This is a genomic window from Cysteiniphilum halobium, from assembly GCF_003574425.1.
GTDB classification, from domain to species: Bacteria; Pseudomonadota; Gammaproteobacteria; order Francisellales; family Francisellaceae; genus Caedibacter; species Caedibacter halobius.
In genome coordinates, this window is sequence record NZ_QLIU01000027.1 from 35,027 (window position 1) to 51,550 (window position 16,524).

The window sequence follows — 16,524 nt, forward strand, 5'->3', positions numbered from 1 at the left end:
CAAGGATACTCATGCACACACTTGAGACGCTTAAACATCTGTTTGCTCTACCACTAGATAACCCTGTGAGCATTTTTGCCGTTGTTTTAGTGCTTATTCTTACGGTTAAAGTAATTTGTCATTATAGCAAAATACCTAGCATCATCGGACTGATTATCATCGGCATCATAGTAGGGCCTCATGCACTAAATATCTTGGATCAAAACCTTGCTGTAACTATTTTTGCAACTACTGGGCTTCTTTATATTATGTTTTTAGCAGGTCTTGAGCTTGAGATGAAAGAATTTAAACTGCATAAACGCAAAAGCATGCTCTTTGGCATACTAACCTTTATCATCCCTTTTGCCATAGGCTTCCCAGTATTTTATTATGGATTTGATTTTCAAGCCAGTGCGGCAATTTTAGTTGCCATTATGTTTTCAACCCATACCTTAATCGCTTATCCTATGGTCAGCAAAAAAGGCCACGCCAAGCGTCAAGCAGTTGCTATTGCCGTGGGTGGCACGATTATTACCGACACGGTGGTATTGCTTATTTTGGCCTTTGTTACCGGGCTTCACCAAGAAGGCAGCAACATTGTAATGCTGATAAGTCTTGTGATTGGTTTTATCCTTTTTAGTCTGATTGCCTTTGTTATTATTCCCTATATTGCTAAAGGTTTTTTCTATCTTTTTGCACGCAAGAAAAGTCTACATTACACTTTTGTGTTATTAGTCGTTTTTCTCTTAGCATTACTTGCTGAGATCATCGGTGTTGATGCGATCATTGGCGCATTTTTTGCCGGCCTTGCCTTAAACCGTTTTGTTGCCAAAAAGAAAAAGTTAAAAGCAGAAATCCATTTTATCGGTGATACCTTATTTATTCCGGTTTTTCTCATTAGCGTTGGTATGATCGTTGATTTACATATACTTGTTGATATTCACTATGTCTTAGATACTGCTATTACATTGATTATTGTTGCCCTTTTAAGTAAATGGCTTGCTGCGAAATTCACTCAATTTATGCTTAAGCTATCCCCACTTGATGGAAATTTAATCTTTGGTTTAAGCAGCGCGCACGCTGCTGCAACTTTAGCTATCATCCTGGTTGGTTATAAAACCGGTATTTTAAGTAATGCCATTTTAAACAGTACTATTTTGCTGATTTTAACCAGCTGTTTAACAGCCTCATTAGTTACTGCAAACACACTCAAACGATTGACAAAAAAGGAGTCTCATGATGTCTAGTATCATTGATCACTTAACGATTGATCAAAATTATTTACGCGAAGTACGTGAGCATATTCACCGCCACCCTGAACTGGGCTTTGATGTTGAGAATACCGCAGATTTTATTGCGAACAAACTACAAAAGCTTGGGCTAGAGGTTAAACGTAATATCGGTAAAACAGGGCTTATCGCTGATTTGATCGTCAACCCTGATTATCCGATGATTGCACTGCGTGCTGATATGGACGCATTACCAATACACGAGCAAAACACTTGTAACTATAAGTCAACCATTAATGGTAAAGCACATATGTGCGGGCATGATGCGCATTGTGCGATGGTGCTAACCACAGCACACACCTTGATTACGCAAAAAGCAGCATTGAAGATTAATGTACGCTTTTTATTTCAACCTTCTGAAGAGGTTTTACCCGGTGGCGCACCCGCTATGATCAAAGATGGTGCATTAGTGGGCATTAGCGCTATTTATGGTATTCATGTATTCCCGTCAATTGATGAAGGGAAAATGCAAATTTGCCAACCTGTTGCCCTAGCTGGTGTCGATCTATTTGATCTCACATTTATTGGTAAAGGCGGACATGCTAGTACACCATGCACCACAAATGATCCGATGATCATGGCAACACAGTTTGTCAATGCACTGCAAACGATTGTTTCAAGAAACCTTTCAAGCTTTGACCCTGCAGTAGTATCAGTCACTGCACTTAATATCGGTAGTGCTTATAATGTGATTGCTGATAAAGCTAAGCTTAAGGGATGCATTCGCTATCTTAGCCAGCCAGCACGTGAGCTCGTTAAAAAGCGACTATATGAGATTGCCAGTGGCGTTGCGCATACTTATGCTGGATCCGTCGAAATAAATTATTTACCAGGGTACCCTGAAACGCAAAATGACACAAACTGTGCACAAAAATCCATTCTTGCAGCACAAAAAGTTGTGGGTAAGAAAAATACTCTGTTATCGCACATCCCATGGATGGCATCAGAAGACTTTTCATACTTTGCCAAAGAAATCCCTGCATGCTATGCATTTTTAGGGGTACGCAATGAGGCTTGTGGCTTTACCTCGATGGTGCACGAACCGACCTTTGATTTATCTATTGATGCTATGATCTATGGTGTGAAGTATTATCTAGCATTGTGCTTAAGCTATCATTCTAAGTCATCATAAAGAAAGCTTAAACATTATGCTTTTTGTGTTTTGTTAAACCAACGCAATGCCTTTGGTTGATAAAGAATATAAAAAGCCGCTATGATTAAAATAATTTCAATAAACACTAACCAAAAGTTAAGCGGATGTCCCATATGTTCTGGCAAATAAAAGATTAAAAATGCATACCAAATAATGGCCAAAACAATATAAACCCATCTTGCTGCCTTAACCCCCAAACTAATTACAAACGCCACCAGAATCAGCAAGACATAGGCAACTACATCAAGCCAAACATGCGCCATCGGCACCATTACCAAAGTCGATGAGGTCATCAAATCCAAAAGCCCCAAGATGCTAGCACCATAAAGCATCCAAATGGCTGCATACACGCGTTTTGGTCTAATCACTTTATTCATAAATTTTAAACTCCTTTTAAAGGTTGATTATTTGGAATCTTGTTTTAACTTCATTCCCATCAAAAGTGTAGCCTAAAAACCTGATCTTTGGCTAGTTTGTTCATGTGAATATCTGCGATTTTTTGCAATACTACTCATGTACTGTGTGATCATCGAGATATAACTGCTCTCAAGGTAAGCATATTTCTGGCTAGTAACCCAAAGTTACTTCAAAGACTTAATTTTGCACTGAGTTTCATATCAAAACATCTTGCAAGTGCTATACCAAGCTTATCGTTTTTTTGCTACAATCGCCTGCGTTACAAAAATCTATCTATGATTAACTTCAGCAAAAATAAAATTAAGGATTCTTAAATGTCTGAACAATATATTTATTCGATGCATCGTGTCGGCAAAGTAGTACCACCTAATCGCTATATCTTGAAAGATATTTCGCTATCTTTTTTTGATGGTGCTAAGATTGGTGTTCTGGGTCTTAATGGCTCAGGGAAGTCGACACTTCTGCGCATTATGGCAGGACTTGATACCGAAATTGTCGGTGAAGCAGCGCCTCGCAAGGGTGTTAAAATTGGTTATTTACCGCAAGAACCACAACTTGACCCAACAAAAGATGTTAAAGGCAATGTCGAAGAAGCCTTAGCCGACTTAAAAGCACTGGTTACCCGTTTTGATGAAATTAGCATGAAATTTTGTGAGCCAATGTCCGATGATGAAATGAACAAACTGCTTGCTGAACAAGGTGATCTACAAAACAAAATCGATGCCGCAGGTGCCTGGGAGATCGATCGCAAACTTGAGATTGCAGCTGAGGCACTTCGTCTACCGGCATGGGACGCTGATGTTTCAAAGCTTTCAGGCGGTGAAGTACGTCGTGTCGCCCTATGTAAACTACTATTATCATCTCCTGATATTCTGCTACTAGATGAACCAACAAACCATTTAGATGCTGAAAGCGTCGCTTGGCTTGAGCGCTTCTTACAAGAATACAAAGGTACCGTCGTTGCCATTACCCATGATCGCTACTTCTTAGATAATGTTGCTGAATGGATCCTTGAGCTTGATCGCGGTGAAGGTATTCCTTTTAAAGGCAACTACTCAAGCTGGTTAGAGCAAAAAGAAGCACGTCTAGCCCAAGAAGAGAAAAAACAAACAGCGCATAGAAAAGCATTACAGCAAGAGCTTGAATGGGTACGCCAAAATGCTAAAGGTCGTCAAGCCAAATCAAAAGCACGTTTATCTCGCTTTGATGAATTAAGCTCACAGGAATTCCAAGAGCGCAATGCCACACAGGACTTATACATCCCACCAGGGCCTCGTTTAGGTAATAAAGTCATTAATATTGATGGCATTAGTAAAGGCTTTGGTGACCGATTATTGATTGATCAGCTTGGCTTTGAAGTCCCAGCTGGTTCCATCGTTGGCATTATTGGCCCCAATGGTGCTGGTAAATCAACATTCTTTAAAATGGTTTCAGGCATTGAAACACCAGATGCTGGCAATGTCGAGTTTGGTGAAACGGTTGAACTTGCCTATGTTAACCAGTCACGTGACACCTTAGATAACAACAAAACTGTATGGGAAGAAATCTCTGACGGATTGGATGTCATCACCGTTGGTAAATACACCATTGCCTCACGTCAATATGTTGGACGCTTTAACTTTAAAGGCTCTGATCAGCAAAAATTTATCCACCAACTTTCCGGTGGTGAGCGCAATCGCGTGCATTTAGCAAAGCTCTTGCGCAAGGGGGGCAATGTTATATTACTTGATGAACCAACTAATGACCTTGATGTGGAGACATTACGTGCACTGGAGGAAGCCATTCTTGCCTTCCCAGGCTCGGTGATGATCATCTCGCATGATCGCTGGTTCTTAGATCGTGTGGCAACACATATCTTAGCCTTTGAAGGCGAAAGTAATGTCGTATGGTTTGAGGGCAACTATGAAGCCTATATCGAAGATAAAAAGAAACGCTTAGGTGATGACTCTGTCGACCCACATCGCATTAAGTACAAGAAAATTACGGCATAGTTTCCTGCAACATCTGCTCAATCCTATCTAAACCAAGCTTAATCTCATCAAAGCTTGGGCCAAAGCTTAAACGCACATACTTCTTCAATCGTGTATTAATGACCTTGCGTCGTTGCCCTGGGTTGACATCAAAAAACTCGCCCGGTACACAAATCACTTTGTAGTGTAATAAAGCTTTAAAAAACTTCATACCATCAGCCAGACTCTCTGGAAGATTCTCTAAAGACACAAAACAATAAAATCCACCTTCAGGTACTCGTGATAGTACAAACCCCATCTTTTTTAGTCTTGATACCATATAATCACGTTTTTTAACAAACGCATTTTGAATAGAGTCAGCTTCTTGATCAGCATGTTTAAGATCCAATAATGGTACAACTGCTTTTTGTATCGCGTGCACCGCCCCACCATCTAAAAATGATCCCGCTGAAGCAATACCTTCAATTACCTCTTTTGGTCCTAGTGTCCATGAGATACGTAGCCCTGGATAACGCCAGTTTTTTGTAAGCCCATCAACAATTAAAATATTATCTCTCTCAACATCTTTTATATAAGCTGCAGCACTTAATGTTTTTTGGTTTTGTGCATACAAATAATGTGAATAAAACTCATCAAAAATCATCGAACAACCGATATTTTTCGCTGAATCAATAAGTTGTTTTAATTCATCGCCAATAATAATTTGTCCTGTTGGATTGCATGGATTAGATAAAAGCATTGCCCCTAACCCCATATTAATCATTGCTTTTTCCATCTCATTGGCATCAGGCTTAAAGCCATCAGCAATGCGGTATGATATTGGCATCGATACAAAGCCACCAAAGACATTTAATAACTCTTCATAAGCTGTATAGTCCGGCAGAAAATGTCCAAGATTAATATTATTCATCGTTGCTGCTATTCGGCAAAGTGCTAAACGCCCACCAGAAGAAATCGCCACGTTTTCATAGGTATATTGCGATTTTTTATCAAAGCGGTAACGTTGATTATATAATTCCGCCACTGCTTTTCTAAGCTCAATATCACCTGCTACTGGACTATATTCAGCTGAAATTTGATCTAATGAGATATCTTTTAAACGTGTTGGACTTTCAGGCATAGCACCTGTTTCAGGAGCCCCTTGTCCTAGATTCGACCATTCAGGATTACCATAATAAAAGCCATGCGCTTGCGCTTTGGACATGACGTAAATCACCCCAGTTTTCGGAACTTTCTTAAAACTGCTTTCCATTTAATTTCCTTTGTTTTTCTACATCACTGCTCACATTTGGCTTGGATTTCACATCTGTTATCAAAGCTTTAACCACGCCCTTCGACTATGCTCAGGGAACGTTAAGTCAATCATTTTAACTGCGCTTAAGCCAATATTTATCTAAAAAGTCCTTCAACTTGCATTTACAGTGATTTCAAATGATTGTCCAACCATTGCGTCAATTGCGCAACTTCACCTTTCTTCAGCCATAACCCAAGCTTACTGCGACGCCACAATAACGCACCAACATCACGTACCCATTCATGTTCAATCAAATATTCAACTTCTTGTTGGTATAGGTTATAACCAAAACATATACCTAAATCATCATAAGATTGTGCATCCTTTAATACATCAATACTTTGCATACCATATGATGACGCTAAACGATAAATGTGCTTCTCCTGAAGCCATGGATAAGTAGAGGTTAACTTTGCCAAAATCTCAGTAAATGTATTGGCTTCACCACCTGGCGTTGCTATCTTATCAGTCGTACAGTCTTTCATGTCAGGAAAGAAAGGAGCAAGCTTATCGACAACATGTTTGGACAAAGTGCGATAGGTCGTAATCTTGCCACCAAAAATCGATAATACTGGCAGTCGTCCGTGATCATCTTCAAGTTCCAAGTGATATTCACGCGTAATTTTAGAAGGATTCTTAGCATGATCATCATACAACGGGCGCACGCCGGCATAACTCCAGATAATATCTTTTGGCGCAATTTTACTCTTGAAATAACCATTGATCAGCTGGCATAAATAATTGGTTTCTTCTTGGCTAATGGTGATATCTCGTGGATCACCTTGGTAATCGACATCCGTTGTACCAATTAACGTAAATTCATTGTTATGCTCACCCGTAAAACCATATGGCAGTGCAAAGACAATACGACCATCTGCATTCTGAAGGATATAAGCATGATCTCCCTCATATAGCTTTGGCACCACAATGTGACTGCCTTTAATCAAGCGCACCGCTGAGCGCGAATTTGTCTCCAATACATCGTGGATCACATTGGCAACCCAAGGACCTGCAGCATTGACAACTGCTTTAGCAACTATCGTTATTTCATCACACTTATCATTTATAAGTTTTGCTTGCCAGTTATTTTGTACTTTTTTCACCTCAACACATTGATATGGCATCAAGATCTTAGCACCATGCGTCTTGGCTTGTTGTGCATTAAGCATGGTCATACGCGCATCATCAATCCGACAATCGGAATAGACAAAGCCAACACTAAAGTCATCGATTAGATTCTGACCCTCCAGTGTATTAACTAATGATATCTTTTGCGATTTTTTTAATGACATCTTACCAGCTAAAAAGTCATATAAGAACATACCAATACGAATCATCCATACCGGACGTAAATGTTTAGCATGTGGCAAGACAAAACGCAAAGGATGAATAATATGTGGTGCTTTTTTAAGAAGTACTTCACGCTCTTTTAAAGCCTCCTTGACCAACTTAAACTCATATTGCTCTAGATAGCGTAACCCACCATGTACAAGCTTACTACTGGCCGATGATGTTGCTGAGGCAAAGTCTTTTGCTTCGCATAATGTAACAGTTAAACCTCTTAATGCGGCATCAACGGCTACACCTGTACCATTAACGCCACCACCAATCACTAAAACATCGGTATGAATAATATTATCTTTTTGTGCCTGCATGACTGTGTTTTTCACCGTTAGGTTAATAAGCAGTTTGCTATTGTAGCCAAAATTAAGCCTTTTTTCTAATGATTAAAAACACAGTGTTGACATATTATTCAAATCGGTTCAAAATACGCTGCGATTTTAAATTAGCAGTTGATCCTATTTCAGAAAAGCGTGTCCGTTTCTTGATTGTGATGATCTGCCACTTGATACCTAAAACAACTTCATGCCCATCGTAAATCATTTTGCGGTGTTTAATGTCAAAGAAATTTTTGATGATTTTGGGTGATTGGATTGCAGGTAATAGCTTAGACTATTGGCAAAATCCAATCACCTAAAAGTACGGGAAATTCAATGGCAGAAGTACTGCAGAAATAGTTTGCGTTGGGCGTGTAATTAAATAATCGGAGAAGAACATTGGCTAATAGTAAGCAAGCTAAAAAACGTGTAAGACAAGCAGAAAAAAACCGTCAGCACAACATGTCTCGTCGTTCAATGATGAGAACTTTTATGAAGAAAACCATTAAAGCGATTGAAGCAAACGATTTACCTTTAGCAAAAGATTGTTTTGCTAAACTTCAACCTGTGCTAGATCGCTATGCGACTAAAGGTTTGATCCACAAGAATAAAGCAGCGCGCCATAAGAGCCGTCTTGTTGCTAAAATCAAAGCATTGGAAGTTGCTGCTGCGTAATTATGCATCAGCTGGTTGATTAAAAAGCTCCTTAACGGGGCTTTTTTTTTATATAAATAAGGATATATAAACATGTACTCACTTAAAACACTTGCCGAAGATCTTGGTGGCTATGTCCATGGTGATGACTCTGTTGTTGTTAATCGTTTAGCAACGCTTAAAGGTGCAAAATCCGGGCATCTGTCGTTCTTAGCCAATAGCAAATATATCAGCGACCTTAAAGAAACCAAGGCTTCAGCAGTTTTATTAACAAAAGAAGCCCTTGAACTTTGTCCAACCAATGCAGTGGTTTTGGATAATCCTTATCTTGCCTTTGCCAAGGTTGCCGCTTTGTTCAATCGCACACCTAAAGCGCACACTGGTATTCACCCAAATGCGACGATTGCAAACTCTGCTAAAATTGCCAAGAATGCATCGATTGGTGCAAATGCTGTTATTGGTGAACACGTCATCATTGCTGAAGATGCGATTATTGGTGCTAATTGCGTTATTTTAGATAACTCCAGCATTGGTAAAAAAACAGAGCTAAAACCCAATGTCACTATTTATCACAGTGTGCATATTGGTGAACACTGCATTATTCATGCCAATACTGTGATTGGCTCAGATGGTTTTGGTAATGCCAAAGATGAAAAGGGTAACTGGGTTAAAATTCCGCAAATCGGGGGAGTTACAATTGGTAATCATGTTGAAATAGGTGCTAGCACATCCATTGATCGCGGTGCTATTGATGACACAATCATCGCCGATGGTGTGAAAATCGATAATCAAGTGCAGATTGCACATAATGTTATCATTGGTGAGAATACCGCAGTTGCTGGATCAACAGGCATAGCGGGATCCGTTACTATTGGTAAAAACTGCTTACTTGGCGGTCAAGTTGGTGTTAGTGGTCACTTAGAAATCTGCGATGGTGTTTTGTTAGCTGCGGCCTCAAATGTGAGTAAGAGCATTACCGAGCCTGGTTTTTATACTGCAGCCTTTAACGCTCGTCCCCATATGGAATGGAAACGCACTAGTGCACGCATATTTAGGTTAGATAAACTTGAAACTCGTGTTAAAATGCTCGAGCAAAAATGCAAAGATTCTGAATAAACCAACGTAAGGCACATTACACATGCAGCTTAACATTCAACAAATTAAAGAAATTTTACCGCACCGCTACCCTTTCTTAATGATTGATAAAATCCTTGAAATCAATGTTGAGGAAGGCATTGCGATTGCTCAGAAAAATGTCACTGCCAATGAAGAGTTTTTTAATGGTCATTTTCCCAACCAACCAATTATGCCAGGGGTTCTAATCGTTGAAGCCATGGCACAAGCAATTGGCATTTTGGGTGTTAAAATGATGGGCGATGAACATGATTCACAAGATCATAAGAAGCTTTTTGTACTTGCTGGAATTGATAATGTCCGTATCAAACGCCCTGTTGTTCCAGGGGATGTATTAAAATTTCATGCAAAAATGGGAAAAATCAAGCGCGGTATGTGTAAAAGCGAAGCTGAAGCCTATGTTGATGGTGAGCTTGTTGCTAGTGCCGAGTTCCTTGCAGCCTATAGGGAAATATAAACGTGATTGATAGCAGAGCAGTTATCCATGAAACAGCAGAAATTGCTGATGATGTCACGATAGGCCCATATGCTATTATTGGTGAAAATACCAAAATTGGTGAAGGCTGTAATATCTCTGCTCATGCGGTTATTGGTAAAAATGCTGTTATCGGCAAAAATAACCGCATATTTCAATTCGCCTCTGTAGGTGAAGAACCCATTGATCGTACTTTTCATGGGGAGTTTTCACAGCTTATTTTGGGTGATAACAATATTATTCGTGAATGTGTTACAATCCATGGGGGTACCGCCAAAGAAGATGGCATTACTCGTGTTGGTAATAACAATCTGATTATGAATTATGTTCACATTGGCCATGACTGTCGTGTTGGTAACAATGTCACACTTGTGAATAACGCTGCCCTTGCCGGGCATGTACATGTCGATGATTTTGCCACCATAGGTATCAATTCGGGAATTCACCAGTTTTGCCGCATTGGCGCATATGCCTTTATTGCGCATATGGCGCTTATCACGCAGGATGTACCACCTTATCTGATGGTCGCGTCATTACCGACCACATCGCCTTGTGGCATTAATGTCGAAGGTTTGAAAAGAGCCGGGTTCTCCTCACAAGACATTCGTCAGTTGCGTGAAGCTTATAAGGTCATTTATCGTCAAGGTTTACGGTTGGTTGAAGCGATTGAGAAGCTTAAAGTCATGCAACAAGAAACACCAGCAATTGAACGCTTTGTCACATTATTGGAAAGCTCAAAACGTGGGATCATTCGCTAATGCGCATTATGCTTGTTGCTGGTGAACTCTCCGGCGATCAGCTTGGTGCCGGTGTTGTACGCTTATTAAAGAAGTATTATCCCAATGCCATTGTAGAAGGCATCGGTGGTGAGCAAATGATTGATGCAGGACTCAAAAGCCTCTATCCAATTGAAACATTATCTGTGATGGGACTTTTTGAGGTTTTAAAGCATCTTCCGTCTATTTTAAAGGTGCGAAAAGGCATTCTTAAACATTGTCAAGATAATCCCCCAGATATCTATATTGGTATTGATGCACCTGACTTTAACCTCCCGATTGAAGCAAAACTAAAGGCTCGTGGCATTAAAACTGCACACTATGTCAGCCCTTCTGTTTGGGCATGGCGTGAAGGACGTATGAAAAAGATCAAACGCGCCACCGATGTCGTTTTTGCCATTTTACCTTTTGAAGAAATTTTTTATCAGAAACACCAACACAAAGCGATCTTTGTTGGACACCCTTTAGCGAATAAAATTCCTATCTCTGAAGATACTATTAGTGCGCGCAAACAACTAGATATCGACACAAATCCAAATAAAAAAGTTATTGCACTGCTGCCTGGTAGTCGCACACAAGAGATTGTACGCATCTTACCTGTTTTTTTGCAAAGTATTGCCCAGTTAAAAAGTCAAGGTTACGATTTTGATACCTTACTACCTGTTGCTAAAAAAAGCTTATATCACGAGGTTAATAAGCATCAAGAGCTCATTGATAAACTCAATATTCAAAAATTTGATGGCAATGCACACACCGTACTTCAAGCCTGTGACTTTGCAATGATTGCTTCAGGTACGGCAACACTAGAAGCCATGCTCTACAAAAAACCGATGATTATTGGCTATCAAATGTCAAAACTTACTGCTGCCATCGTTAAGCACATGCTAAAAACCAAATTTGTTGGCTTACCCAACATCCTTGCGGACAGGAAGGTAGTACCTGAGTTATTACAGGAAAACTTCACCGCAAATATGCTTACCCTTGAGTTGCAACGCTTTTTTGATGATCAACTTTATATCCAACAAATTAAATCAACCTTTTACACCTTACACAAACTGTTAATGCTTGACACTGATCATAAAGTCACGGATGAAATTATAAATTTATTAGATTCTTAGCGCATATGTCTTTTTAATTAGGCATGCATTGATTAGAATAAGCCTCTATTGAAGTACGATTAATAGATTATAAACATGACGCAAGTTCAATTGATTTTATTGCTTAGTATTATTATTGTGATTTTACTGTTGATTGATGCATTTCGCCGCAGCAAACGCAAGAAATATAAGCGTAAGATGGCAGAGCTAGAAGCCATTCAGGAAAAAGAAAGAACCATAAAAAAAGCAGAAAAAGCAACAACCAAACAAAAAGTTGAAGCCAAAAAACCGTACAAAAATACATCAACCCCTGAGAAAAAAGCGATAGATGTCGCACAAAAAATTGAACTTGATACCGATATCAAAGTTGACCCTCTATCTGATACACCTATTAGCGTATTAGAGGAATCACACGCTGACTATCCACAGCTAGAAAAAGGCATTATTAGTTACTTTATTAGTGCACCCCGCGGTTATGTGTTTAATGGTGAAGACTTAGATACTTTATTTAAACATAATGGGCTAAGTTTTAATGCTGAAGAACAAAGCTTTGAGCTATTAACACAAGACAAAGATGTATTATTTAGCATCAAGGCTGACGCTCCCATTAAAGGTTTTGACCCCGAGAACTTCACACAAAAAGACTATACCCGCCTGTTATGTACCTGTGAGATTGTTGACCTTATACAATTTTATGAAGCGCAAGTGTGTTTTGAGCATTTCACAAAAAGCATTGAGAAAATTAACACGCGTCTTGGTGGCACCTTGCTCAACGAACACAAACGCCGCTTTACCAGTCATGATGAAAGTACCTATAAGCAATATGTTAAGCAGTTTGAAAATAAAAACTAAGTTATCATCTTACAACTTTAAGCACCTTTCGGCATCCACGAGCTTGCAAGTACACTCTTGATTTCATTCTCATCGTTTCATTCGGTGGCTGCTCAGCAGTTAGTACCCAAAATACGCCCCTGAGACACAAAAAATAAAACAATCACCATACTTGGCAAATACTAAAAAGCCCCTTTATAACATTCAAATTAATAACCCTTACTTTTTGTTTGAGCTATAGTGTAAGGTTTTTTACTGATCAAGATTGAACTTATTTTTCTCTTGATACATTAATAGATTGTCCAACAACGGCTCCATTTTTGAAGCAACAGATTTATATTTATCAAACCTAAAATTATTTGATACTTTCAATGTTATATAACCGACTCTCTGATTGCCACTTTCTTGAAACACATTTACCACAGCAAATGATAAAAATGTCCCCCCAATATCCCAAGATCTACGAGCAGTATAATCAACTCTAAATTGGCACCAGCTTGTTACCTTATTAACGTCTTTCACTGAAATTCCCTTTTCACGAATTTTCCCTATAAGTAAATACTTAAATCCTGAAACTGTTACCTCTGGGTTTTCTATAACACATGTATTTGTCATTTTTTTGTGTACTGGCTGAACAAAATATTTGGGTGCGGAGCACCCTGACAGAATTATGCAACATAGAATCACAAGGCATTTATTCATTTTTGAGACCTTAAGCAATCATATTTACTTTTTAATAAGTCTAGTTTGTAAGCCCATTAACGCCAGTTTATTATAGAAAAAGCGCACAAGAATCTGCCAAAACGGCTTTGACATTGATTTCTCTAATCTGAATATTTCAAAAGATCAAATTTCATCCTTATTTTTTTGCAAACTTTGACCTCGCAACAGCGGATAGATAATCATTAATGCTAAGACGATAATAAAGTAAAACCAATAGTTACTGGGGAAGTGCATTTGGCTATTGATGATTAAAAACATCGTATAAATCACCATTACCATTAAACCAGATAAGCCATAACTTAAGCCTTGGGTTTTTCCTTGCAAGCTGATATCAGTATGTCGCTGGGCAAGGGTCACCGAAATCGCCCAGCATGAAACACATATCCCAATAATAAGATAAAAGATCAATGCCAGCCAAATACTATGGACTAATGCCAACATAAAGTACAAGCATACGGATACCAATAATGCACTAATAATTGTTTTGACTTCACTATAATGATCAGCAAACCATGGCATGATAATACAACCAATAATAAAACCAATGGAAAAACCGGTTTCAATCAATGCAAACTGCCATGATGTTGCCTGTAAAATATTCTTAGCATAGGGTGCGATAAAAATTGGCACTGTCATAAACAAACAGGTAAAGCCAATTTCTGCCACATAAAACCAAAATACAAAGCGCTTTTGTCGTAAGAAACGATAGACCATGCGCCAATTTTCAATAAAACTGCTGTCTTTGCGTTTAACATAGCGTTTAGACTTAACACCAAAGCTTGCGACAAGTGCGACTACTGTGCCAAATAATAAAAAATATAGAATTTGATGCATATTAAAAAATACCACCAGCAAACCACCCAATGACATACCAATAACCATGCCGATTTCAAAAACACCATCCATGGTGCTATTGGCGTATAGCAGATAACTATCATCACTAAAAATCTCACGCACCATAATGAGCATTGCCGGCATATAAAATGCTAAAATCAATCCCCAAAAACTAGTAAAAAAGTATACCTCAATTAATGTATCAAGGTAGCCAAACATTAAAAATGCCACAATAACAATAACACGTGCACTATTGGTCGCAATAATGATTTTTTGCCGAGGAAATCGATCGGCAACATAGCCAGTTACAGGAGATAAAACAGCACCCGAGACCCACCAACTAAACATAAAAATAATAATCGCATTGACACTATTATAAATTGCTAGTAAGTGCCAGCTAAACGAGACATATGCCACACCAACGGCAATCGCAGAAAAAAAGCTCATAACACACGCACAGCTAAATGAGCTATTTTTAAACAATGCAATACGCGCTTTTAAGTATGACTTCACACGCCCCCCTCTTTACAATAGTCAATCTTAAGCATTGTGACAAAGATCAGATTTTACGGCAAGCAAAAGTATCTTAATCACCAAGATACTGTATTGTACATCTACTTAGAGTAAAAAATTGTTGAAAATAGTTCGCGTTCGCTAAAAAATCCGTTAGGCTGTGACCCAATGTCACGTAAAAATTGCTATTTAATTTAATGAAATTTGATTTTAAGTTCTTAGCTATTTTAGCTGTTTTACCACTTGCCGGATGTATTACTGCGCCACCAAACAATCCTAATAACGCATGTTTAATCGCACAGCAATACCCTGGTTGGTATTACGACTCTTTAGATTCCTATAAAAAATGGGGTGTGCCGATCAGTGTACAGTGGGCGTTTATTCGCAAAGAATCGAGCTTTATTGCTGATGCGCAAACACCAATGCAATACGTGCTGGGCTTTATTCCAACTGGAAGACAATCAACGGCTTATGGTTATGCCCAAGCTCTAGATGGCACGTGGGAGGAATATCAAAAAGAAACGGGAAATTCATGGGCAAGTCGTACTAACTTTTCAGATGCGGTTGACTTTATTGGTTGGTATGCCAATCGCGCTCAGCGCATTGCCGGCATTTCCAAAGATAATGCCTACCAATTATATTTAGCCTATAACCAAGGCATTTACGGCTATATAAAAAAAAGCTACCGCAATAATCAGTTTTTATTAAAGTATGCACGAGAGACGCAAGACATGGCTTATCGCTACGCTTCTCAACTAAGACGCTGTAATATTCCATCACAAAGTTGGTGGTAATCATGTTGAGGTGGTTTTTTAGGAATATATAATGATGCAATGAAAAAAGGGATACATAATAACATGATATAGTAAGCTGGAATTAAATAATTCCCAGTAGCTGTAATTAATAAAGTCATAATAAATGCAGCAGTTCCTCCAAATAATGAAACGCTTACGTTAAAACTTATTCCAAAACCTGTATTTCTATTTTGTACTGGGAATAATCCCGCAGTATTTGCAAATATTGGACCAATAACAGCGCCACTGATAAGCATAAGTAAAAAAATTGCAATGGATACATATTGAGGATAATTTATAATGACTTGATAAATTGGTAAAGATGTTATAAATAAAACTATTGCGGCATAAATCAAAACTTTTTTTCCTCCAACTTTATCAGCAATATATCCAAATATGACGGATGAGATCATAAGACCTATAATACTAAATGTACAAATTAATAATATTTTCTTAAAATCATAATTTAAATAATGGCTTGCATAGGTGGGCATATATGAAATGCCCATAAATACTAATACAGCTACGAGAGAAGAAAGAAAAAAGGTAACAAGCATATTCCTCCATTGATATTTAAAGGCATTACTAATAGGGTTTTTTACTATGTTTTTTTCTATTTTAAGATTCAAAAATTCTCGAGTTTCTGATGATTTATACCTGATGTATAAACCAGAGAGTATAATTATAAATCCAAAAACAAATGGGATTCTCCAACCCCATTGTAATATTTGATTATTACTCAATAATTTTAATCACACTACAGGACAGTAGCCACTGAAGCCCTTTATTTTTAAGTGTTTTCATGTCATTTTTGTTTTGCTAAAAACGTAATAAAAAGAAGCATGGAACACGCAAAGGAACTTCAGCAGCTACTTAAGCATTATTTTAACGATACTCGTCATACTTTAGAATACCTAACTTACATTATTTTAG

General features: G+C 38.4%; 16 protein-coding genes. 10 read left to right on the top strand and 6 right to left on the bottom strand.

The window, feature by feature from the left end; all coding sequences use genetic code 11:
- Nucleotides 1-11 precede the first annotated feature (11 nt).
- Entirely contained in the window at nt 12-1,226 is a 1,215-nt protein-coding gene (locus DNK85_RS06190; protein WP_119328707.1) for a cation:proton antiporter, read from the top strand.
- A complete protein-coding gene (locus DNK85_RS06195; RefSeq protein WP_235842390.1) occupies nt 1,216-2,400 on the top strand; it encodes a M20 metallopeptidase family protein in 1,185 nt (394 codons plus the stop codon). The genes DNK85_RS06190 and DNK85_RS06195 overlap by 11 nt, the downstream gene beginning before the upstream one ends.
- A gap of 14 nt (nt 2,401-2,414) precedes the next feature.
- Here DNK85_RS06195 and DNK85_RS06200 read toward each other — a convergent pair whose 3' ends face one another.
- Complete coding sequence (locus DNK85_RS06200; protein WP_119328709.1) at nt 2,415-2,798, bottom strand: hypothetical protein; 384 nt, start codon at nt 2,796-2,798, stop codon at nt 2,415-2,417.
- 354 nt (nt 2,799-3,152) lie between these two features.
- On the opposite strand from DNK85_RS06200, the gene ettA reads away from it, so the two are divergent.
- Entirely contained in the window at nt 3,153-4,829 is a 1,677-nt protein-coding gene (gene ettA, locus DNK85_RS06205) for an energy-dependent translational throttle protein EttA (protein WP_119328710.1), read from the top strand.
- Here ettA and DNK85_RS06210 read toward each other — a convergent pair.
- Together DNK85_RS06210 and glpD are read right to left on the bottom strand one after the other, a co-directional pair.
- Nucleotides 4,819-6,060, bottom strand: coding sequence for a pyridoxal phosphate-dependent aminotransferase (locus DNK85_RS06210; RefSeq protein ID WP_119328711.1), 1,242 nt, complete (start codon nt 6,058-6,060; stop codon nt 4,819-4,821). The two genes, ettA and DNK85_RS06210, sit on opposite strands and share 11 nt — an antisense overlap.
- A 164-nt stretch (nt 6,061-6,224) precedes the next feature.
- On the bottom strand, nt 6,225-7,757 hold the full coding sequence (glpD, locus tag DNK85_RS06215) for a glycerol-3-phosphate dehydrogenase (protein WP_162896559.1): 1,533 nt from the start codon (nt 7,755-7,757) through the stop codon (nt 6,225-6,227).
- 402 nt (nt 7,758-8,159) lie between these two features.
- On the opposite strand from glpD, the gene rpsT reads away from it, so the two are divergent.
- The 6 genes from rpsT (at nt 8,160) to DNK85_RS06245 (ending at nt 12,748) form a co-directional block, all read left to right on the top strand.
- Nucleotides 8,160-8,435 (top strand): 30S ribosomal protein S20, encoded by a 276-nt coding sequence (gene rpsT, locus DNK85_RS06220; protein ID WP_119328713.1) that lies wholly within the window; start codon nt 8,160-8,162, stop codon nt 8,433-8,435.
- 72 nt (nt 8,436-8,507) lie between these two features.
- On the top strand, nt 8,508-9,530 hold the full coding sequence (gene lpxD / locus DNK85_RS06225) for a UDP-3-O-(3-hydroxymyristoyl)glucosamine N-acyltransferase (protein ID WP_162896560.1): 1,023 nt from the start codon (nt 8,508-8,510) through the stop codon (nt 9,528-9,530).
- Between the two features lie 22 nt (nt 9,531-9,552).
- Nucleotides 9,553-10,005: a 3-hydroxyacyl-ACP dehydratase FabZ gene (gene fabZ / locus DNK85_RS06230; protein ID WP_119328715.1), complete on the top strand. Its 453-nt coding sequence runs from the start codon at nt 9,553-9,555 to the stop codon at nt 10,003-10,005.
- 2 nt (nt 10,006-10,007) lie between these two features.
- A complete protein-coding gene (gene lpxA, locus DNK85_RS06235) occupies nt 10,008-10,781 on the top strand; it encodes an acyl-ACP--UDP-N-acetylglucosamine O-acyltransferase (protein WP_119328716.1) in 774 nt (257 codons plus the stop codon).
- Nucleotides 10,781-11,917, top strand: coding sequence for a lipid-A-disaccharide synthase (gene lpxB, locus DNK85_RS06240; RefSeq protein ID WP_119328717.1), 1,137 nt, complete (start codon nt 10,781-10,783; stop codon nt 11,915-11,917). The genes lpxA and lpxB overlap by 1 nt, the downstream gene beginning before the upstream one ends.
- Nucleotides 11,918-11,992: 75 nt before the next feature.
- Nucleotides 11,993-12,748 (top strand): cell division protein ZipA C-terminal FtsZ-binding domain-containing protein, encoded by a 756-nt coding sequence (locus DNK85_RS06245; protein ID WP_119328718.1) that lies wholly within the window; start codon nt 11,993-11,995, stop codon nt 12,746-12,748.
- 231 nt (nt 12,749-12,979) lie between these two features.
- Here DNK85_RS06245 and DNK85_RS06250 read toward each other — a convergent pair whose 3' ends face one another.
- A complete protein-coding gene (locus DNK85_RS06250; protein ID WP_119328719.1) occupies nt 12,980-13,429 on the bottom strand; it encodes an Sbal_3080 family lipoprotein in 450 nt (149 codons plus the stop codon).
- A gap of 144 nt (nt 13,430-13,573) precedes the next feature.
- A complete protein-coding gene (locus DNK85_RS06255; RefSeq protein ID WP_119328720.1) occupies nt 13,574-14,797 on the bottom strand; it encodes an MFS transporter in 1,224 nt (407 codons plus the stop codon).
- A gap of 197 nt (nt 14,798-14,994) precedes the next feature.
- On the opposite strand from DNK85_RS06255, the gene DNK85_RS06260 reads away from it, so the two are divergent.
- Complete coding sequence (locus DNK85_RS06260; RefSeq protein ID WP_119328721.1) at nt 14,995-15,591, top strand: transglycosylase SLT domain-containing protein; 597 nt, start codon at nt 14,995-14,997, stop codon at nt 15,589-15,591.
- Here DNK85_RS06260 and DNK85_RS06265 read toward each other — a convergent pair.
- Complete coding sequence (locus tag DNK85_RS06265; RefSeq protein WP_235842391.1) at nt 15,549-16,334, bottom strand: MFS transporter; 786 nt, start codon at nt 16,332-16,334, stop codon at nt 15,549-15,551. The genes DNK85_RS06260 and DNK85_RS06265 overlap by 43 nt on opposite strands.
- Nucleotides 16,335-16,524: the final 190 nt, after the last annotated feature.